The organism is Roseovarius autotrophicus, assembly GCF_018069895.1.
Lineage (GTDB): Bacteria > Pseudomonadota > Alphaproteobacteria > Rhodobacterales > Rhodobacteraceae > Roseovarius > Roseovarius autotrophicus.
Genome location: NZ_JAGQDH010000001.1, coordinates 368936 through 388510, shown reverse-complemented (window position 1 = coordinate 388510; position 19575 = coordinate 368936). Strand labels below are relative to the sequence as shown.

At 66.4% G+C, this 19575-nt stretch carries 17 protein-coding genes; 7 read left to right on the top strand and 10 right to left on the bottom strand.

Annotated elements, in window-relative coordinates; translation table 11 throughout:
- Nucleotides 1–18 precede the first annotated feature (18 nt).
- The 4 genes from KAK09_RS02000 to KAK09_RS01985 form a co-directional block, all read right to left on the bottom strand.
- On the bottom strand, nucleotides 19–3120 hold the full coding sequence (locus tag KAK09_RS02000; RefSeq protein WP_210877151.1) for an efflux RND transporter permease subunit: 3102 nt from the start codon (nucleotides 3118–3120) through the stop codon (nucleotides 19–21).
- Nucleotides 3117–4229: an efflux RND transporter periplasmic adaptor subunit gene (locus tag KAK09_RS01995; RefSeq protein WP_210877150.1), complete on the bottom strand. Its 1113-nt coding sequence runs from the start codon at nucleotides 4227–4229 to the stop codon at nucleotides 3117–3119. Before KAK09_RS01995 ends, KAK09_RS02000 begins: the two co-directional genes overlap by 4 nt.
- An 87-nt stretch (nucleotides 4230–4316) precedes the next feature.
- Nucleotides 4317–6443: a hybrid sensor histidine kinase/response regulator gene (locus tag KAK09_RS01990; protein WP_210877149.1), complete on the bottom strand. Its 2127-nt coding sequence runs from the start codon at nucleotides 6441–6443 to the stop codon at nucleotides 4317–4319.
- A gap of 11 nt (nucleotides 6444–6454) precedes the next feature.
- On the bottom strand, nucleotides 6455–6973 hold the full coding sequence (locus tag KAK09_RS01985; RefSeq protein WP_210877148.1) for a putative pterin-binding protein: 519 nt from the start codon (nucleotides 6971–6973) through the stop codon (nucleotides 6455–6457).
- Between the two features lie 179 nt (nucleotides 6974–7152).
- Here KAK09_RS01985 and KAK09_RS01980 point away from each other — a divergent pair, with 179 nt between their 5' ends.
- The 3 genes from KAK09_RS01980 (at nucleotide 7153) to eno (ending at nucleotide 10086) form a co-directional block, all read left to right on the top strand.
- Nucleotides 7153–7764 carry a response regulator transcription factor gene (locus tag KAK09_RS01980; protein WP_210877147.1) on the top strand — a complete coding sequence of 204 codons (612 nt, stop codon included), beginning with the start codon at nucleotides 7153–7155 and terminating at the stop codon, nucleotides 7762–7764.
- A 99-nt stretch (nucleotides 7765–7863) separates the two neighbouring features.
- Nucleotides 7864–8733 carry a DMT family transporter gene (locus tag KAK09_RS01975; RefSeq protein ID WP_210877146.1) on the top strand — a complete coding sequence of 290 codons (870 nt, stop codon included), beginning with the start codon at nucleotides 7864–7866 and terminating at the stop codon, nucleotides 8731–8733.
- A 78-nt stretch (nucleotides 8734–8811) separates the two neighbouring features.
- Nucleotides 8812–10086 (top strand): phosphopyruvate hydratase, encoded by a 1275-nt coding sequence (eno, locus tag KAK09_RS01970; protein ID WP_210877145.1) that lies wholly within the window; start codon nucleotides 8812–8814, stop codon nucleotides 10084–10086.
- A gap of 49 nt (nucleotides 10087–10135) precedes the next feature.
- On the opposite strand, the gene KAK09_RS01965 is transcribed toward eno, so the two are convergent.
- From KAK09_RS01965 to ihfB, 6 genes are all read right to left on the bottom strand, one after another.
- A complete protein-coding gene (locus tag KAK09_RS01965; RefSeq protein WP_210877144.1) occupies nucleotides 10136–11557 on the bottom strand; it encodes a protein adenylyltransferase SelO in 1422 nt (473 codons plus the stop codon).
- A gap of 141 nt (nucleotides 11558–11698) precedes the next feature.
- Complete coding sequence (ilvN, locus tag KAK09_RS01960; protein WP_210877143.1) at nucleotides 11699–12259, bottom strand: acetolactate synthase small subunit; 561 nt, start codon at nucleotides 12257–12259, stop codon at nucleotides 11699–11701.
- 102 nt (nucleotides 12260–12361) lie between these two features.
- A complete protein-coding gene (locus KAK09_RS01955; protein ID WP_210877142.1) occupies nucleotides 12362–14116 on the bottom strand; it encodes an acetolactate synthase 3 large subunit in 1755 nt (584 codons plus the stop codon).
- Between the two features lie 274 nt (nucleotides 14117–14390).
- Nucleotides 14391–15041: a phosphoribosylanthranilate isomerase gene (locus KAK09_RS01950; protein WP_210877141.1), complete on the bottom strand. Its 651-nt coding sequence runs from the start codon at nucleotides 15039–15041 to the stop codon at nucleotides 14391–14393.
- Between the two features lie 6 nt (nucleotides 15042–15047).
- Nucleotides 15048–15398: a LapA family protein gene (locus tag KAK09_RS01945; RefSeq protein WP_210877140.1), complete on the bottom strand. Its 351-nt coding sequence runs from the start codon at nucleotides 15396–15398 to the stop codon at nucleotides 15048–15050.
- Between the two features lie 3 nt (nucleotides 15399–15401).
- The gene (gene ihfB / locus KAK09_RS19190; RefSeq protein ID WP_272491237.1) at nucleotides 15402–15917 is read right to left on the bottom strand and encodes an integration host factor subunit beta; all 516 of its coding nucleotides are present in this window, start codon (nucleotides 15915–15917) and stop codon (nucleotides 15402–15404) included.
- A gap of 32 nt (nucleotides 15918–15949) precedes the next feature.
- On the opposite strand from ihfB, the gene KAK09_RS01935 reads away from it, so the two are divergent.
- From KAK09_RS01935 to KAK09_RS01920, 4 genes are all read left to right on the top strand, one after another.
- Complete coding sequence (locus KAK09_RS01935) at nucleotides 15950–16882, top strand: nucleoside hydrolase (RefSeq protein ID WP_210877138.1); 933 nt, start codon at nucleotides 15950–15952, stop codon at nucleotides 16880–16882.
- On the top strand, nucleotides 16879–17346 hold the full coding sequence (locus KAK09_RS01930; RefSeq protein ID WP_210877137.1) for a GNAT family N-acetyltransferase: 468 nt from the start codon (nucleotides 16879–16881) through the stop codon (nucleotides 17344–17346). The genes KAK09_RS01935 and KAK09_RS01930 overlap by 4 nt, the downstream gene beginning before the upstream one ends.
- Before the next feature lie 89 nt (nucleotides 17347–17435).
- On the top strand, nucleotides 17436–18089 hold the full coding sequence (locus tag KAK09_RS01925) for a protein-L-isoaspartate O-methyltransferase family protein (RefSeq protein ID WP_210877136.1): 654 nt from the start codon (nucleotides 17436–17438) through the stop codon (nucleotides 18087–18089).
- Between the two features lie 59 nt (nucleotides 18090–18148).
- A complete protein-coding gene (locus KAK09_RS01920) occupies nucleotides 18149–19546 on the top strand; it encodes a TolC family outer membrane protein (protein ID WP_210877363.1) in 1398 nt (465 codons plus the stop codon).
- Nucleotides 19547–19575 lie beyond the last annotated feature (29 nt).

Below are 19575 nucleotides of genomic sequence, written 5' to 3'. Positions count from 1 at the left end.
CGCCCGATGCGCGGAAAATCACTCGGCCGGCTGCGGGGCGGCGGCGGAAAGCTCGTCCTCGAGCGCCTTCTCGATCGCCCCGCGCGGGCGGGTGAAGCGCGCGAGCAGGTCGTAGAGAATCGGCGTCACGAACAGCATCAACAGCGAGGCGAGCCCCAGACCGGCGATGATCACCGTGCCGACGGCGATGCGGCTCTCGGCGCCTGCGCCGGTGGCCAGCACCAGGGGCAGCGCCCCGAGAATGGTGGAGATGGCCGTCATCATGATGGGGCGCAGGCGCAGCACCGAGGCCTCGATTACCGCGTCGCGCACGGCACGGCCTTCGTCGCGCAACTGGTTGGCGAATTCCACGATCAGGATGCCGTTCTTGGCGATGAGGCCGATGAGCAATATGATCCCGATCTGGCTGTAGACATTGAGCGACAGCCCCCCCGCCGCCATCGCGTAGATCGCGCCTGCGATGCCGATGGGCACGGTCAGCATGATCACCACCGGGTGCAGGAAGCTTTCGAATTGCGCGGCGAGCACAAGATAGACGATGATCAGTGCCAGCACGAACACCACGCCGACCCCGCCCGAGGTATCCTTGTAGGTGCGCGACTGGCCATCATAGCCAAGCTTGGCCTCGGGGGGCAGTATCTCGGCGGCGATCTCCTCCAGCCGATCGAGCACGGTGCCCAGCTCCGCGTTCGGGGCGAGCGCGCCGGAAAGCTGGATCGAGGGCAGGCGGTCGAACCGCTGGAGCGAGGGGGCGGCGGCGTTTTCGGTCAGGGTCACGAGCGCGCCAAGCGGCACGAGGGTGACCCCATCGCCCGCGCGCACGAAGATGTTTTCGATATCGGTGGGGGTGCGGCGGTCTGCAATATCCGCCTGAACGAGCACGGGATATTCCCGGCCCCGGCTGACGAAGGTGGTTACCTCGCGCGAGGCGAGCATGGTTTGTAGCGTGGCCGCGATCACATCGGCGGAGATACCCAGATCGTCGGCGCGCGCGCGGTCGATGCTGATGTCGAGCTGCGGCAGGTTCTGCTCGAAGTTGATCTCGGGGTTCACGAGTCCCTCGACCTCTTCGGCGCGGCGCAGGAATTCGCCGGCCCATTCCTTGACGCTCTCGAAATCGGGACCGCCGATCACCACGCGCACGGGCGTCGAGTTGCCGCGAAGGCCAAGCCCGGCCGGCGTCACCGGAAAGCCGCGCGCGATGGTGACATTGTTCATTTGCGGGGCCAGTTCGCTGACGATGGCCGAAACCGGGCGGTCACGCTCTTCCCAGGGAGCAAGGCGGAACACCACGAACGAGCGCCACGGCCGCCCGCCCCAGCCGGTGAAGGAGAACACCGTCTCGACCTCGCCGCTGTCGAGATAGGGTTGGAGGATGTCTTCGACCTGTTTGGCGGCCATGTCGGAATGGGCGAGGGTCGAGCCCTGGGGGGCCGTGAGCGGCACGAAGCCCACGCCGCGATCCTCGCGCGGGGCAAGTTCGCGCGGCAGGTTGTCATAGAAGAGCGCCGCGCCCGCAGTGATGGCAAGCGCCACGGGCAGCACCACGAGCGGCATGGCGATGGCGCGGGTGAGAGCCGCGCGATAGGCGCGCTGGTAGAACGGCGCGCGGCGCGGCGCGGTATCGGCGGCGTCGCGCACGGCGCGCGCGCTCAGCACCTTGGAGGCAAGCGCCGGGCAGGCGGTGAGGGCGACGAAGGTGGAAATCGCCACCGTGCCCGCCATGACCCAGCCAAATTCGACGAAGAGCCGCCCGACCTGTCCGGGCATGAACGACAGCGGCACGAAAACCGCGATCAGCGTGAGCGAGGTGGCGATGACCGCGAAGGTCACCTGCCGCGCACCCTTGAGACTTGCCACGATGACCGATTCGCCCTCCTCGATCCGGCGCTGGATGTTTTCCAGCACCACGATGGCGTCATCGACCACGAGGCCGATGGCCAGAAGCAGCGCGAGAAGCGTCAGCGTATTGAGCGAGAACCCCCACAGACCGATCAGAAGGAATGTGCCGATCAGCGCCACGGGAATGGTGATCGCGGGAATGAGCGTGGCGCGGAGGCTGCGCAGGAAGACGAGAATCACCCCGATAACGAGTGCCAGCGAGATGAACAGCGCGGTGACGACCTCTCGGATCGAGGCGCCGACGAAAAGCGCGTCGTCGGAGCCTATGATGATCCTCATGCCCTCGGGCAAGGTGGGGGTGAGCGCCGCGATCTCTGCGCGCACGGCCTTGGAGATGGCGAGCGTGTTCGACTGGCTCTGACGTAGCACCCACAGCCCCACGGCCTCGGTGCCGTTGGTGCGCACGATGGTGGAATCGTCGGCCACCCCCGGCTCGACCCGTGCCACATCGCCCAGGCGCACCGGATAGCCGGCCACCCGGTCAAGCACCACGTCGCGGAAATCCTCGACGCTCAGCAGGCGGCTGTTGAGGCGCACGGTGAGTTGCCGGTTGAAGGATTCGACCTCGCCTGCGGGCAGTTCCACATTGGCGCGGCGCAGCGCAGATTCGACATCGGCCACGGTCAGGTTGCGCGCGGCGAGCGCGCGCCGGTCGAGCCAGATACGCACGGCAAACGGCCTGTCGCCTGCGATATCGACATTGGCCACCCCGTCGAGCGTGGCGACGCGGTCAGCGATGAAGCGGTCGATATAATCGGTGATCTCGGGGGTGGTCATGCGGTCCGAGGTGATGGCAAGGCGCATGACCGGATCGGCGTCGGCGTCGCTCTTGACGACCTGCGGCTCGTCCGCCTCGTCGGGCAGATCCCCACGCACCCGTCCCACCGCGTCGCGCACGTCATTGGCGGCCACGTCGATATCGACCCCGGACTCGAATTCGATGGTCACGCGCGAACGGCCCTGGCGGCTTTCCGAGGTGATGGTGCGGATACCCGAGATCGAGGCGACGGCACCCTCTACCGTCTCGGTGATGTCGGTGTCGATCACCTCGGGTGCGGCGCCGCGATAGGTGGTGGTGACGGTGACAACCGAATTGTCCACGTCCGGCAGTTCCCGGATCGGCAGGTCGCGCAGCGCGGCAATGCCGAAGATTATGATCAGCAAGCTCGCCACCGCGGCGAGCACGGGGCGGCGCACGGAGAGGTCGGAAAGGGTCATGTCGGCTGTTCCGGGGCGGCGGCGCTGCTTTCGGCGGTGGCGTCGCGGTCTCGGGCGACAATGTTGAGCGGCGCGCCGTCGCGCACCCGCGCGAGGCCGCGCACGACGACTTCCTCGCCCGCAGAAAGGCCCGAGGTTATGGCGATCACCCCGTCGCGACGCTGGCCAGTGGTAACGGTGCGCCGCCGCGCCACGTCATCTTCGGCCACGAAGACATAGGTTTGCGCGGCCTGAAAGACGATGGCCTCTTCGGGCACGGTGATATGCTCGGATTCCGCAAGCACAAGCGTAAGCGACAGGAACATGCCCGCCGGGAGTGTGCTGTCGGGGTTGGGGATCACGGCGCGGGTGCGAAAGGCGCGGCTGATCGAGTCGATGCGGCTATCGACGGCGGCGATTGTGCCGGTAAAGCTGCGGTCGGGGAAGGCGGCGGCGCGGGCGACGAGGGTCTGGCCCTGCACAACCTGCGCAAAGATGGTCTCGGGCAGCGAAAACTCTACCTCAACCTCGCCCAGATCGTCGAGCCGCGCGAGCACCTGGCCCTCGGAGACGCGCGCGCCCACGTCATAGCTTGTCAGCCCCACAACGCCCCCGAAGGGTGCGGTGATCACGCGGTCTGCAAGGCGGCGACGGGCGCGATCGGCGGCGGCCTCGGCCTCGGCCAGACGTGCCACGGTCTCTTCCAGCGCGGCCTGCGAGACGGCATTGGTCTGACGCAGGGTGCGGATACGTTCGAGCGACTGGCTGCGTTCGGTCAGCACTGCCTCGGCCTGTGCAAGATCGGCGCGCTCGATGGTGTCGTCGAGGCGGGCAAGGATCTGGCCCTCGGTCACGCGGGCGCCGGGGGTGATGTTGAGCTCGACAAGGCGGCCGTCAGCCTCGGGCACGATATCGATCGAGCGCAGCGCGCGGGTGGTGCCGACGGCCTCGATAGTGCGCTGCATGACGCGCGCCTCGGCGCGGGCAAGCTCGACGCTGACGGGGCGCGGGCCCTGTTGCTCGGCGGTGGGGGCATCGTCACCGGCAATATTGGCGCGCCAGTATTCATAGCCGCCGTAGCCCAGTCCCGCGAGAAGCAGAAGGAACAGCAATTGCTTGAAAATGGACATGTCCGGTCGGTCCTTCACTGGCCGCGTGCCGTATCGGCGTATACCTATCCCAAGCGGATCAAAAGGCAAATCCCTGTGAGTTTGTGCTCAGACGGTTGAGCGGTAAGGTGCGAGCGCGGCGCGGGTAGCGTGCCAGAGCGCGGGCAGGGTGGACAGCAGGGCGAGTGTCTCGTCTTCGCGGCCCGCGTCTAGAGCGGCTTCGATGAGGGACAGATGGGCATGAAGTGCGGTCGCGCCGCAGGTCGCGGCGGTGCCGCCAAGGCGGTGAACCTGCGGGCCAAGATCGTCGGGCACCCTGTCCGGGTGGGCATCGGCCAGCGCCGCAAGAATTACCCCGGCCTCGTGCTCCAGCCCGTCGAGAACGGCCATCATCTGCGCGCGTGGCAGGGTTTCGACAAGCTGGGAAAGATGTGCGGTATCCAGCAGCGGCGGCGTGGTCGTGGCCTGGTGCACGAGGGTGCGCAACCGCTCGCGCGAGAGCGGCTTGGTTTCGATGCCGTCCCCCCCGGCGGCGCGGATGCGTGCGCGCGTGATCTCGCTGCCATGGGCGGTCAGCGCGATGATCGGCGTGGACACGTTCGGCCCCTTGCCCTCGCGGATGCGGCGCGTGGCCTCGATCCCGTCAAGACGCGGCATGTCGATATCCATCAGCACAAGATCCACGGGCACCTTGTCCGCCTGCCGGACGCCCTCCAGCCCGTCATGGGCCAGGATTGCCTCGTGCCCGTCGCGCAACAGCATGGCGGAGATGATCAGACGGCTGGCGGGCGTGTCCTCGACCACCAGCACGCGCAGCGGACGGGCGGCACCGCCGCGCGTGGCAGGGGGGGCGGCGCGCTCGGACCCGACCGGCGGAAGCGCGACCCGGACGCTGAAGACGCTGCCCGCGCCCGGCGTGCTTCGCGCTTCGATACAACCGTCCATCTGTGTGACAAGCTGGCGCGCAATGCCAAGCCCAAGCCCGGTGCCTTCGGGCTGTGTGCCCTTGGGTTGCGGCAGTCGGACGAAATCCTCGAACACGAGGGACAGGTCGTCCTCGGGAATGCCGACGCCGGTATCGACCACATCAAAGGCCATCCGGCCATCGGCAAGCCGCTTGGCCGAGAGGGTGACGGTGCCGCCGGAGGTGAACTTGATGGCGTTGGACAGAAGGTTGAGCAGCACCTGCGCTAGCCGCTGCCGGTCACCCAGAACCTGCCCCAGCCCGCCCTCGCCGATCTCGAGCAATAGCCGGTTGCCCCGCGCCGAGGCAGCGGCGCGCTGACCGTCGATGATCTCGGTCAGCAGCGCGTCGAGATCGAAGGGCGCGGGGCGCAGCGCGATCTGGCCTGTCTCGGACTGAAGCCCGGCAAGCGCCTCGTCAATATGAGCGCGCAGCGCGGCGCCCGAAGCGCGCATGATCCGCAAGAACCGTGCCTGTTCGGGGTTTAGCGGGCTGTCCTCGAGCAGTTCGAGCGCGCCCAGAAGTCCGTTCAGGGGCGTGCGCATCTCATGGCTGATCATGCCCAGGAACCGTGCCCGTGCCTGTTCCCCGGCCAGTTCCCGTTCGCGCGCGGCGGCGGCTACGGCCTCGGCGACAAGCCGCCCGCGATAAAGCCGCCAAAGCTGCACCATGAGTGCGCCAAGGGCGGCCAGCATCACCAGGCTGAGCGCGGTGAGCGTCACGATCTGCTCGGTCAGCTTGGCGCGCTCGGCATCGGCGCGGCGCGCGTCTATGCTGATGGACTCGAATCCCAGCGACCGGATCGGTACGGTCATGCGCGTTGCCAGATCGCTCAGCCGGTCCCGCCCGTTCAGGATCGCGGCGTCGGTGCTGTCGATCAGCGGCAGCATGTCGCCCAGAAGCGCGACCAGCAAGCGCATGTCGTCCGCCGCCGGCTGGGCGGCAAGAATGCCGCGATAGGTCGGACTTGTGCGCATCGTCATGGCGCGGCTGTAAAGCAGGTCGAACTGGCGGCGTGCGGCCTCGGTGGTTCGCGGGTCGAGCGGGTCGAGCCGTTCCAGCGCGAGGCGAAACTTCATCTGATCAACTTCGAGTTGCGATATGGTCCAGGGCAGGTTGTCGCGCTCGGCGGTGCCGTAAGCGTCAAGACGGCCCAGAACCTGGGTGGTGATGGCGACCGCCGCCACCATGCTGGCCACCGCCAGCCCCGCCAACAGTGCCATCGCCGCGCGCTCGCGGCCGGGCAGAAGGCGACGGGAAAGCGATTGCATCGTGTCGCGCCTCAGCGCCCTGCAAGACGAACGGTGATCCGTTCAAGCTGCCAGATCGAGCGCGCATAGACGGTTTCCGTGCGAAACTTCGGATCGGAGTCGTAGTTGTAGACAAGCCAGAACGGCCCCATGTCACGCAGGCTCATCGCGACACCGTTGCGTGTCAGGGCTATCACGGGATAGTCGGGCCCGATTTCCTGTGCGGGCAGGGTCATGGTATAGTCGTTGACTGCTTCGAACTCGAGATGGCTGGCCGTGACGTCGAGATAGGCGAGCAGGGTGCTCAGCGCCACGCCGCGAAACCGCTGTGGCCCGTCGGTCCAGATAGTGCGGGTCACGAATTCGGTCTGCGGCAGGTCCGCCAGCGCCGCGCGATCTAATTCCAGGCGTTGCTCCGGCTCCCCGTCTGCTGCCACGATCTCGACGCTCAGCACGTCCGCTTGCTGGGCACGCAGGGGTGCGCTGACCGACAACAGCAGCGCCAGAAACGCCAGTGTCGTTATCGCAAGGCGGCGCGACGGGCGGGCCATGGGGCATCTCCTTGGTTGACAACAGGCGCAGTTTGGCGATTTTCAGCCGATTGGCCAGCCCCCCTATGCCTTTGCACCTGAGGGGCGGCGCAGAAGGCCGATCACGGATTTGTCATCTTGTGCGCAGGAAGCTAACGTGACGATACTGGTGCGGATGGCGCGATAGAGGATCAACAGTCATGCCTCGGATCATTCTGGCCGACGATCACGATCTCGTGCGCGAGACCATAGCCGCCTATCTGCGCACGGCGGGCGGATTCGAGGTGTCGGTGGCTGACAGTCTCGATGGCGCGCTGGCGCTGGTCGCCGCTCCGGGGCACGCCGATCTTGTGCTGCTCGATTTCAGGATGCCGGGCATGGAGGCTCTCGAAGGATTGGCCAGGATGCGCGCGCGGACGCGCAGTCCGGTGGCGATTCTCTCGGGGACCGCGCCGCCGGATGTGGCGCGCCGCGCACTGCGCTCGGGTGCGGCGGGGTTTCTGCCCAAGACGCTCGCGCCGCAGGCTCTGATCGCCGCGGTTCGGCAGATGCTGGTGGGCGAGACCTATGCACCTTGCGAGTTCCTGCGTTCGGATGTCGACACGGAACAGCAGACGCGGCTCGGGCTGACGGCGCGCGAACGTGACGTGCTGACGGGGGTTTCCGAGGGCAAGTCCAACAAGGAGATCGCGCGCGACCTCGACATCCAGGAGGTGACGGTCAAGCTGCACCTGAAGTCTCTGTCGCGCAAGCTTGGGGCGCGCAACCGCACCCAGGCGGCGATGATGGCGCGCGATCTGGGGCTGACCTGAGGCGACAGGCCGCGTTGCGTGCGCTGCATGGCTTGGCGGCTTTCGCGCGTGCAGGCGACGGGTTAGGAAGGTCTGAGGCCCTCACGAAAGTACCCGAGAATGGAAAACCTGCGCGGCAGCGTCCTGATGGTTCTGGCCATGTTCGGCTTTGCGCTTGAGGACATGTTCATCAAGCGCCTGACCGCGGGTCTGCCGGTGGGGCAGATCGTGATCATGATCGGGCTTGGCGGCGCGGTTGTCTTCGGCGCGATCACGCGGGCGCAGGGGCGCAGGCTGTGGTCGCGCGACCTGCTGGCGCGATCGGTGCTGTTGCGAAATTTCGGAGAGTTGACGGGGACCATGGGCTTTGTGCTGGCCATTGCGCTGACACCGCTGTCTTCGGCGTCGGCGATTCTTCAGGCGACACCGCTGGCGGTAACGCTCGGTGCGGCGGTGTTTCTGGGCGCGCAGGTCGGCTGGCGGCGGTGGAGCGCGATCCTCGTGGGGTTTGCCGGCGTGCTGATGGTGATCCGGCCAGGGCTGGCGGGGTTCGAGCCGGCCTCTCTCTTTGCGGTGATGGCGGTGATCGGCCTTGCCATTCGCGATCTGGCGACGCGGGCGGTGCCGCGGGCAATCTCGTCGATGCAGCTATCGACCTATGCCTTTGCCACGCTGGTGCCGACGGGCGCGCTGCTTTTACCCTTTGGGGCAGCGCCGGTGATGCCCGAGGGCGTAGAGATCCGCGATCTCGTTCTGGCGCTTGTCTGCGGTGTGGCGGCCTATTACGCCATCGTCGCGGCGATGCGGGTGGGCGAGGTCGCGGTGGTCACGCCGTTCCGCTACACGCGGCTGGTTTTTGCGCTGATCATCGGGGTCATGGTGTTTGGCGAGCGGCCCGATATCTGGACGCTGATCGGGGCGGGGGTGATTGTGGCCTCGGGTCTCTATACGCTCATGCGCGAGGCGCGGCTGGGGCGGCGGCGGGGATAGGCGCGCCGATGCCGCGTTTGCATTGCGCCGGTTTCTTGCTATGGGGCGAGCAGGTTTTTCAGTCCGGGACACGAGACCATGAGCAGCATCATCGACATTCACGCGCGCGAAATCCTTGATAGCCGGGGCAACCCGACGGTGGAGGTCGAGGTCACGCTCGAGGACGGGACCATGGGCCGCGCCGCCGTGCCCTCGGGGGCGTCCACGGGCGCGCATGAGGCGGTGGAGCGGCGCGACGGCGATGCCGCGCGCTACATGGGCAAGGGCGTGCTGGAGGCTTGTGCGGCGGTGAATGGCGAGATCGCCGAGACGCTCTTGGGCTTCGATGGCACCGAACAGGTGGCTATCGACATGGCGATGATCGAACTGGACGGCACGCCGAACAAGTCACGGCTGGGGGCGAATGCGATTCTCGGCGTGTCGCTCGCCACCGCGAAGGCCGCCGCCGATTACAGCGCGATGCCGCTTTACCGCTATGTGGGGGGCGCGTCGGCGCGGGTGCTGCCGGTGCCGATGATGAACATCATCAACGGCGGCGAACATGCCGACAACCCCATCGACATTCAGGAATTCATGATCATGCCGGTCGCGGCGGAGAATATCCGCGACGCGGTGCGCATGGGCTCAGAGGTGTTCCACACCCTGAAGAAGGAGCTGTCGGCGGCAGGGCTGGCCACGGGCGTGGGCGATGAGGGTGGCTTTGCGCCGAACCTTTCGAGCACGCGCGACGCGCTCGATTTCATCCTGCGCTCCATCGAGAAGGCCGGATATGCGCCGGGCGAGGACATCCATCTTGCCCTTGATTGCGCGGCGACGGAATATTTCAAGGGTGGCAAGTATGAGATCTCCGGCGAGGGGCTGAGCCTGTCGAGTGAGGAGAATGTTGCCTATCTGAGCGCGCTCTGCGCCGATTATCCGATTATCTCGATCGAGGACGGCATGGCCGAGGACGATTGGGAGGGCTGGAAGATGCTGACCGAGGCGCTGGGCGGCAAGGTGCAGCTTGTGGGCGACGATCTGTTCGTCACCAACCCCGAGCGGCTGGCCATGGGGATCGAGAGGGGCTGCGCCAATTCCATGCTGGTCAAGGTCAACCAGATCGGCACGTTGACCGAGACGCTTCAGGCCGTCGAGATGGCGCATCGCGCGCGCATGACCAATGTGATGAGCCATCGTTCGGGCGAGACCGAGGATGCCATCATTGCCGATCTGGCGGTGGCGGTGAATTGTGGGCAGATCAAGACCGGCAGCCTTGCGCGCTCGGACCGGCTGGCGAAGTATAACCAGTTGATCCGCATAGAGGAAATGCTGGGAGAGACGGCGATTTACGCGGGCCGGTCGATCCTGCGCTGACGCGGGCATCACGCGGCATCCGGGCGCTGTCCGCTGTCTGGCGAGGCGTTCAGGTGCCGCAGAAGGTCTGGCGCACCACCTCGGAGGGTCGGGGCGGTCGTGTCAGGTCTGCCGCTTCGGGCTGATCCTCGAACGGGCGCGAGAGCACATGAAGCAGCCGTTCGAAGGGCGCGAAATCCCCGGCCAACGCCGATTGGATCATCTCTTCCACCTGGTGATTGCGCGGGATCAGGGCCGGGTTCGCGGCACGCATGAGGCTTTCGGGGTCGGCCTCGCGCGCGATCCGGGTACGCCAGCCCTCCTCCCATGTGTCAAACGCCATCGGGTCGAGAAACTGGTCGCGCGCCCCCCCCGAAACGAGCGCACGGAACGTGTTGGTGAAATCCGCCTGCCCATCGGCCATGCGCGCCAGCAGATCGCCCACAAGCGCCGCGCCCTCGGGGCCTGCCTTGGCAAGGCCGATCTTGGCGCAAAAGGCGCGCCGCCATTCGGCCTCGATCCGGTCGGGCATGGCGTGGACAAGGGCTGTGAACTCCTCGACCGCCGCACCGGCGTCGGGCATGAGCGGCACAAGCGCTGTGGCGAATTGCGCCATGTTCCACACGATGACATTGGCCTGATTATCATAGGCATAACGGCCATGGGCGTCGATCGAGCTATAGACCGTCTGCGGGTGGTAGGTATCCATGAAGGCGCAGGGTCCATAGTCGATCGTCTCGCCCGAAATGGCGGTATTGTCGGTGTTCATCACCCCGTGGATGAACCCCACCGAGAGCCAGCTTGCCACCAGCCGCGCCTGCCGTCCGATCACCTCTGACAGAAGGTGCGCAGGATCCTCGACATGCGGGTAATGCCGCGCGACGGTGTAATCGTAGAGCGTGCGCAGGCTGGCCAGATCGCGGCGCGCGGCGAAATACTGGAAGGTGCCGACGCGGATATGGCTTGACGCGACGCGCGTAAGCACGGCACCGGGCAGCGCGCCCGCCTCGCGCCAGACCTGCTCTCCGGTGCTGACGGCGGCCAGCGCGCGGGTGCTGGGAATGCCGAGCGCGTGCATCGCCTCGGACACCACATATTCGCGCAGAACCGGGCCAAGCCAGGCGCGCCCGTCACCCATGCGGGAATAGGGCGTGGGTCCGGAGCCCTTGAGCTGAATGTCGCGGCGCTGGCCCGTGTTGTCCACAAGCTCGCCCAGGAGCAGCGCGCGCCCGTCGCCAAGCTGCGGCGAGAAGCCGCCGAACTGGTGCCCGGCATAGACCTGCGCCAACGGCTCGGCCCCCTTGGGGGTCTCGTTGCCGGAGAAGGCGGCGGCCAGCGCCGCCTCGTCCCCCCCGGCGATCCCAAGCTCTGCCGCCAGCCCGTCATTGAACCGGATCAGGCGCGGCGCGCACACCCGCGTGGCGACCTGCCGCGTGTAGAACTGCTCGGGCAGGCGGGCATAGCTGTTGTCGAACGGGATGGCGAGATGCACGCTTTTCCTCCTTGGGTTGAGTGATCAACCTAAAGCGCCATAACAGAGGTGCAAGCGTCAATCCAGCCATCATGGCCCATGGACCGTCCGCTTGCAGATCCATGATCTGCCTTGGCAGGGCGGCATGCGCTCGCACGCGGGTCAGATCCCGCGCGACATCGCCGCCACGCCCGTGCGCGCCATCTCGACCAGCCCGAGCGGGCGCATCAGTTCGGCAAAGGCATCGATCTTTTCCGGCGCGCCGGTGATCTCGAACACGAAACTGCCAAGCGTGCTGTCGACCACCTTGGCGCGGAAGATATCCGCCAGGCGCAGCGCCTCGACACGTTTCTCGCCGTCGCCCGCGACTTTCAGCAGAGCCAGTTCACGCTCGACGCTCGGCCCTTCCACCGTCAGATCGTGCACCTCGTGCACGGGAACGATGCGGCCAAGCTGCGCCTTGATCTGCTCGATCACCTGGGGCGTGCCGGTGGTGACGATGGTGATGCGCGAGGTGTGGCCGGTATGGTCCACCTCGGCCACGGTGAGGCTGTCGATATTGTAGCCGCGCCCCGAGAACAGGCCGATCACGCGGGCGAGCACCCCCGGTTCGTTATCCACGATCACGGCAAGCGTATGGGTCTCCTGCACATCCGAGAAGGTGGGCCTCAGGTTATAGGCCGAATGCTTGGACGAGCCTTTCTTGATCTTCAGGGGGGACATGATGATTTTTCCTGTCTTTCTGGCGCTCCGCGGCGTCGGCGTCTTGATCTTTCCGGACATACTCTCGGGGGGGCAGGCAGTCCCCCCACCGGCGCGCTGGCGTCACACAAGCACCGCGCCGCCTGCCTTGATTGCGTCCTTGGTGCTGGCCTCGCCCAGCAGCATCTTGTTGTGCGGCTCTCCCGACGGGATCATCGGGAAGCAGTTCTCGTGTTTCTCGACAAGGCAGTCGAAGATCACCGGCCCGTCGTAATCGAGCATTTCCATGATCGCGTCGTCGAGGTCCGCGGGATCCTTGCACAGGATGCCCTTGGCGCCAAACGCCTCGGCCAGTTTCACGAAATCCGGGAGCGCCTCGGACCACGAGGACGAATAGCGCTCGCCGTGAAGAAGTTCCTGCCACTGGCGCACCATGCCGAGGCGTTCGTTGTTGAGGATGAACTGCTTGACCGGCAGGCGATACTGGATCGCGGTGCCCATCTCCTGCATGTTCATCAGCCAGGACGCCTCGCCTGCGACATTGATCACGAGGGCCTCGGGATGGGCGATCTGCACCCCGATGGAGGCTGGAAAGCCATAGCCCATGGTGCCAAGCCCGCCAGAGGTCATCCAGCGGTTGGGATCGTCAAACCCGAGATACTGCGCCGCCCACATCTGGTGCTGGCCCACCTCGGTGCAGATATAGCGGTCACGCCCCTTGGTCAGGGCCTCGAGGCGCGCAAGGGCGTATTGCGGTTTGATGGTGGGGCCGGATTGGGTGAATTTCAGGCAATCGACGCGACGCCACTCATCAAGGCGTTCCCACCATTTCGCTATGGCCTCGGCATTCACCTTGCGCCCGCGCGCCTTCCAGACCTTGAGCAGATCCTCGAGCACATGGGCGATGTCGCCGATAATGGGAATATCGGTCTTGACCACCTTGTTGATCGAGGACGGGTCGATGTCGATATGGGCCTTGATCGAGTCGGGGCTGAAGGCGTCGAGCCGCCCTGTGATCCGGTCATCGAAGCGCGCGCCGATATTGATCATCAGGTCACAGCCGTGCATGGCCATGTTCGCTTCGTAAAGCCCGTGCATCCCCAGCATCCCCAGCCAGCACTTGCCGCTCGCGGGATAGGCGCCAAGGCCCATCAGTGTCGAGGTGATCGGAATACCCGTGGCCTCGACCAGTTCGCGCAAAAGCTGGCTTGCGGCGGGGCCGGAATTGATCACGCCGCCGCCCGTATAGAAGATCGGGCGCTTGGCCTTCTCCAGCGCGGCCACCAGGTCGGTGATGGCGTCGAGGTCGCCCTTGCGCTGCGGCTGGTAATGCGACACGCGCACCTTCTGCGGCGGTGTATACTCGGCCGAGGCGAATTGCACGTCCTTGGGAATGTCGACCAGCACCGGGCCGGGACGGCCCGAAGTGGCGACATGGAACGCCTCGTGGATCGTGGCCGAGAGCCGCGCGGTATCGGACACGAGCCAGTTATGCTTGGTGCAGGGACGGGTGATACCGACGGTATCGGCCTCTTGAAAGGCGTCATTGCCGATCATGAAGGTGGGCACCTGGCCCGTCAGCACCACGAGGGGGATGGAATCCATCAGCGCATCGGTCAGGCCCGTCACCGCATTCGTCGCGCCGGGGCCCGAGGTCACGAGCACCACCCCCGGCTTGCCGGTCGAGCGCGCATAACCTTCGGCGGCGTGCACGGCGGCCTGTTCATGCCGCACGAGGATGTGGCGTATGTCGTTTTGCTGGAAGATCTCGTCATAAATCGGGAGAACAGCACCGCCCGGATAGCCGAATATGACGTCCACGCCCTGATCCTTGAGGGCCTGCACCACCATTTTCGCGCCGGTCATCTGACGTATCATCGCTCTTGCTCCGTATATGGCGTCATCTCAATCCGCATAAAAAAGCCCCCGGTCGGATGGCGGGGGCGCATGGGGTGCCGATATGGTCTTCCGTTACCGGCCCATGCGCCTTTTGCCTACGATAAGGACAATCCCCGACATGGACCGCCGACTCCCTTGCTGCGTGGCGGCGACATTAGGAGGGGGGGCAGGGGGCGTCAAGCGGGGTTTGCGGATAAAATGTCGCGTGGCGCGCAAATTCTTTTCATTTGTTGCGTGAAGCGGGGTGGCTGCGTCATCCGGCCTGCTGCGCCGCCGCGAGAAAAGCCGCGATGCGGGCCGAATCCTTGACGCCCGGCGCCGATTCAACGCCCGAGGAGACATCGACCTGGCGCGCGCCGGTACGGGCGATGGCGAGGCCGACGTTTTCCTGGGTCAGGCCGCCGGCAAGCAGCCACGGGCATGACCAGTCCACCTGCGAGATCAGGGACCAGTCGAAGGCTTCGGCATTGCCGCCCGGGCGCGTCGCGCCCCTGGGCGGCTTGGCATCCACCAGCAATTGATCGGCGACCGCGCCATAGCGGTCGATGAGCGGCAGGTCGTCACGCGTGGCGATGCCGATGGCCTTGATCACCGGCAGGCCGAACCGCGCGCGCACCTCGGTCACGCGGGCAGGGGTCTCGGTGCCGTGAAGCTGGAGGAAATCGACCGGCACCGTGGCGCAGAGCGCGTCGAGCGTGGCGTCATCGGCATCCACCGTCAGTGCCACCTTGGCCACGCCGGGCGGCACGTCGAGCGCCAGCGCGCGGGCGGCGGACAGTGACAGGTTGCGCGGCGAGGGCGGGAAAAAGACAAAGCCCACATAGGCCGCGCCGCCCGCGACGGCGGCGGCGACATGGTCCGCTGTGCGCAGCCCGCAGACCTTGACACGGACAGGGGTGGCCATCCTCTTTCAGCTAGCCTTGTCGAGCAGGGCGAGCACCTCGTCGGTGTCCCTGGCGCGCTCGCCGCGCAGGCGGGCAAGCTCGGCGCGCAGGCTGGCCAGTTCGCGCGCCTGACGGGCGGCGGCGACACGCTCGCCCGCCTCGCGGATCCATTCCCAGATGAAACCCACGATCAAGCCAAGGGCGATGCCGCCGAAGATCACCACGAAGAGCGGCAGATCATAGGTCGGGTTGAGCACGGCGAGACCCGCCAGTTCATCCGGCAGCACCCGCAGCGTGACCACGCCGCGGTTTGCCAGTGCGATCAGCACCAGCGCAAGCCCGAAAATGGCGATCGAGGCGTAGCGGATATAGCGCATGGCTTACTGACCGTTGAGCCGGTCGCGCAGCAGTTTGCCGGTCTTGAAGAAGGGAACGTGCTTTTCCTCGACATCGACGCTTTCGCCCGTGCGGGGGTTTCGACCGGCGCGCGCGTCGCGCTTCTTGACCGAGAAGGCGCCAAAGCCGCGCAACTCGACCCGGTTTCCTTCGGCGAGCGCGTCGGTGATCTCGTTGAAGATGGTATTCACGATCCGCTCTACATCGCGATGATAGAGGTGCGGGTTTTCTTCGGCGATCTTCTGGATCAGTTCCGATCGGATCATTCGGTGGCTCCCCTCGGCATGGCAGACAGTCTGTTTGCCGGGACTATAGCCAGTATCGCGCGAAACCCAAACGGAAAGCTGCGGCCAAGGGGTGGAAAAGGCGGAAAATTTCCCGCACGATCCGAACGGCGGTGCGGGATCGGGGCCACGCACCGGGCGGCAAGCCGCCGCAACCGCAAGGGGCGCGCGTGATTCGGGGCCTCCTCGGTGGACATTCGGTCGCGCCCACCCCATGCTGCGCGCGCCACCGGCGAAAGGAGACACGCGTGCGGCAGATCATCATCGACACCGATCCGGGGCAGGATGATGCCGTGGCGATCCTGCTGGCGCTGGCCTCGGGGGATGCGCTTGAGGTGCTGGGGCTGACTTGTGTCGCGGGCAATGTGCCGCTCGATCTGACCACCCGAAACGCGCGGCGGGTCTGCGAACTGGCCGGGCGGCGGGATGTGCCTGTGATGGCGGGTTGCGACAGGCCCATGGGGCGGGCGCTGGTCACCGCCGAGCATGTGCACGGTCAAGACGGTCTGGCGGGGCCGGACTTGCCCGCGCCGACCATGCCGCTTGATCCGCGCAACGCGGTCGATTTTCTGATCGAGACGCTGCGCGCGGCCGTGCCGGGCACGGTCACGCTGGTCCCCATCGGGCCGCTCACCAATATCGCAACGGCGTTTCAGCGCGCGCCTGATATCGTGGCGCGGGTGGCCGGGATCGTGATGATGGGGGGGGCGCATCGTGCGCTCGGCAATGTCACCCCGGCGGCAGAGTTCAACATCCATGTGGATCCGCAGGCCGCCGATATCGTGCTGCGGTCGGGCGCGCCCGTCACCATCGTGCCGCTCGACGTGACCCACAAGGCGCTGGTCACGTCCGAACGCAACGCCGCGTTTGCGGCGCCTGGCACCAGGGTCGGGCGGGCGGTGGCGGCGCTGACCGACCCGAGGGGCCGCGAGAGCGCGCGCCATGGCGGGCAGGGGGTGCCGCTGCACGACCCCTGCACGATCGCCTGGCTGCTGGCGCCGGATCTCTTTGCGGCGCGCGAGGTGAATGTCATGGTCGAGACCGGATCGGAGCTGACCATGGGCATGACGGTGATGGACTGGTGGGGGGTGACCGGGCGCGCTGCCAATGCGCGGGTTCTCCACGATATCGACGCGGACGGATTCTTTGACCTGCTGACCGCACGGCTGGCGCGGTTATGACGGCGCTCACGCTTGCGCGGCCCGACGATCTGGCGCGGCTTCTGGCAATGGTCATGGCACGCGAGGCGGAGCGCGGGCAGGCGGTGGATGAGGCGGCGCTCGGTGCCGCGCTGATGCCGCTGCTGGAAGGAAGTCCGCATGGCGCGGCCTATCTCGTCGGGCCGCCGCGCGCGCCGATTGGCTATGTGCTGTTGTCGTTTGGCTGGTCGGTCGCCTCGGGTGGGCTGGTGGGGCGGGTCGAGGTGCTGCATATCCGCCGCGCGGTGCGTGGACGCGGGATCGGGGCCGAAGTGCTGGTCAGCCTGCCGCGCGCGCTTGCGGGTGTGGGCCTGCGCGCGCTGGACGTGGCGGTCGCGCGCGAGAATACACGCGCCCGCGCCCTGTTCGAGCGTCGGCACTTCGTGGCGCGCGACGACGAGGTGACGATGCGGCTGGCCCTGCCCGAAGGTCGGCGCGACGGATAACCCCGCCGCTCGTGTGTTCCGGCGATTGCCGAGTCCGTGCGGATGTGTCAGAAGCGTGCCCAAGGTGACAACAGACAAGAGGTCGACCGATGACCGATTATGCCGCGCGGCGTACCACGATGGTGGATACGCAGATCCGCCCCTCCGATGTGACGAAATTCCCGATCATCGACGCCATGTTGCGTGTACCGCGGGAAAGCTTCGTGCCCGCGCGCCTGCGGGAGGCGGCCTATCTGGGCGAAAACCTCGATCTGGGCGATGGCCGCGTGATCCTTGAGCCGCGCACGCTTGCCAAGATTCTGGACGCGCTCGGGATCGAGGGCGACGATCTGGTGCTCGATATCGGCCCGATGCAGGGCTATTCGGCGGCTGTGATCGCGCGCATGGCCGAGGCCGTGGTGGGTCTGGAAGAGGACGCGGTGCTTGTCGAGGAGGCGCAACGCCTGCTGGTCGAGGCGGGAGCCGACAATGTGGTGATGATCGCCGGCCGTCTTGCCGATGGCGCACCGGATCACGGACCTTATGACGTTATTGTCCTGGAAGGCGCGGTGGAGAATCTGCCCGAGGTGATCATTGATCAACTCAAGGAAGGCGGGCGTATTGCCTGCCTGTTCTCCGAAGGGCCGCTTGGCGTGGTGCGCATCGGTTACAAGATTGACGGTCAGGTGACCTGGCGGCATGGGTTCAACGCCGGCGCGCCGGTTCTGCCGGGATTCGAGAAACAGGCGGCGTTCACCCTCTGAGGGCGCTGACAGGAGACGGGGAGACAGCGGGCTTGATTGGGCGGTTGAAACGGGTCGGGATGCTTGGCCTTGCGGGGCTGGTGCTTGTTGGCACGCTCGGGGCGGCGCGGGCCGAGACGCTCGGTGATGCGCTGCGCGACGCCTATATCAACAGCGGTCTGCTGCAACAGAACCGGGCGCTGTTGCGCGCCGCCGACGAGGACGTGGCGCAGGCCGTGGCCGCGCTGCGCCCGATCATCGACTGGACGGCGGGGATCACGCGCGATTTCAACCGTGTCAGGTCGGGGTCTTCCAACACGTTCAATCCCGGCTCGAACGGCACGGCCGAGACCACGGCCAATGTCGGCTTTACCGCGTCCCTTCTGCTTTATGATTTCGGGCGCAGCGATTTCCTGACCGAGGCGGCCAAGGAGACGGTGCTGGCCACGCGCGAGACCCTGCGCAGCGTTGAGCAACTGGTGCTTCTGACCGCCGTGCAGGCCTATATGGACGTGATCCGCAATCGCGAGTTTGTCGATCTGCGACGCAACAACCTGCGGCTCTTGCAGGAGGAATTGCGCGCGGCCAATGATCGTTTCGAGGTGGGCGAGGTGACGCGCACCGATGTGGCGCAGGCCGAGGCGGCGGTGGCACTGGCGCAAAGCGGGCTTGCGGTGGCCGAAGGCGATCTTGCGCGCGCCATCGAGGAATTCCGCGAGGCGGTGGGGCGTGATCCGGGGGCCTTGCGCGCGCCGGGAGATTTGCCCTCCATCGGCGACAACCTAGACGCGGCCAAGTCCGCCGCAATGCGCCGCCATCCCGATATCCTTGGGGCGCAGCGCAATGTGACCGTGGCCGAACTGAACGTGAATGCGGCGGCGGCGGCCAAGCGCCCCTCGGTGAACCTTACGGGGCGGCTGGGTGCGAACGAGGAACTGACCGGACAGGGCTTTTCACGCGGGGGCAGTGTCGGGGTCGAGTTGCGCGGCCCGATCTATCAGGGCGGGCGGATCAGTTCGCTGGAGCGGCAGGCGCGGGCGCAGCGCGACGCGCAGCTTGCTCGGCTGCATCTCGCCGGACTTCAGGTCAAGCAGGATGTGGGCAATGCCTATGCCAATCTGCGCGCCGCGCGCGCCGCGCGTGCCGCCAATATCGAGGGGGTGCGCGCCGCGCAGGTGGCCTTTGACGGCACGCGCGAGGAGGCCAGGCTTGGCGCGCGCACGACGCTTGATGTGCTCGATTCCGAGCAGAACCTGCTGGATGCGCAGGCCAACCTGATCTCGGCCAATGCCGATGTGGTGACAGCCGCCTATTTCGTGCTCGCCGCCATCGGCGAACTGACGGCGCAGGATCTCAATCTCGGGGTCCAGATCTATGACCCGGCGGCCTATTACGATCTGGTCAAGACAGCGCCGGTTCCGATCAGCCCGCAGGGCCAGAAGCTTGACCGGGTGCTCCGCGCGCTTGGCAAGCAGTGAAAACTTTCTGAAACGGTTGTGTGAGTAGT

Bases quoted from the DNA above. Each gene is read 5' to 3' on its own strand.
- KAK09_RS02000 (WP_210877151.1), bottom strand. From the start codon at position 3,120: ATGACCCTTTCCGACCTCTCCGTGCGCCGCCCCGTGCTCGCCGCGGTG.
- KAK09_RS01995 (WP_210877150.1), bottom strand. From the start codon at position 4,229: ATGTCCATTTTCAAGCAATTGCTGTTCCTTCTGCTTCTCGCGGGACTG.
- KAK09_RS01990 (WP_210877149.1), bottom strand. From the start codon at position 6,443: ATGCAATCGCTTTCCCGTCGCCTTCTGCCCGGCCGCGAGCGCGCGGCG.
- KAK09_RS01985 (WP_210877148.1), bottom strand. From the start codon at position 6,973: ATGGCCCGCCCGTCGCGCCGCCTTGCGATAACGACACTGGCGTTTCTG.
- KAK09_RS01980 (WP_210877147.1), top strand. From the start codon at position 7,153: ATGCCTCGGATCATTCTGGCCGACGATCACGATCTCGTGCGCGAGACC.
- KAK09_RS01975 (WP_210877146.1), top strand. From the start codon at position 7,864: ATGGAAAACCTGCGCGGCAGCGTCCTGATGGTTCTGGCCATGTTCGGC.
- eno (WP_210877145.1), top strand. From the start codon at position 8,812: ATGAGCAGCATCATCGACATTCACGCGCGCGAAATCCTTGATAGCCGG.
- ilvN (WP_210877143.1), bottom strand. From the start codon at position 12,259: ATGTCCCCCCTGAAGATCAAGAAAGGCTCGTCCAAGCATTCGGCCTAT.
- KAK09_RS01955 (WP_210877142.1), bottom strand. From the start codon at position 14,116: ATGATACGTCAGATGACCGGCGCGAAAATGGTGGTGCAGGCCCTCAAG.
- KAK09_RS01950 (WP_210877141.1), bottom strand. From the start codon at position 15,041: ATGGCCACCCCTGTCCGTGTCAAGGTCTGCGGGCTGCGCACAGCGGAC.
- KAK09_RS01945 (WP_210877140.1), bottom strand. From the start codon at position 15,398: ATGCGCTATATCCGCTACGCCTCGATCGCCATTTTCGGGCTTGCGCTG.
- ihfB (WP_272491237.1), bottom strand. From the start codon at position 15,917: ATGGGGTGGGCGCGACCGAATGTCCACCGAGGAGGCCCCGAATCACGC.
- KAK09_RS01930 (WP_210877137.1), top strand. From the start codon at position 16,879: ATGACGGCGCTCACGCTTGCGCGGCCCGACGATCTGGCGCGGCTTCTG.
- KAK09_RS01925 (WP_210877136.1), top strand. From the start codon at position 17,436: ATGACCGATTATGCCGCGCGGCGTACCACGATGGTGGATACGCAGATC.
- KAK09_RS01920 (WP_210877363.1), top strand. From the start codon at position 18,149: ATGCTTGGCCTTGCGGGGCTGGTGCTTGTTGGCACGCTCGGGGCGGCG.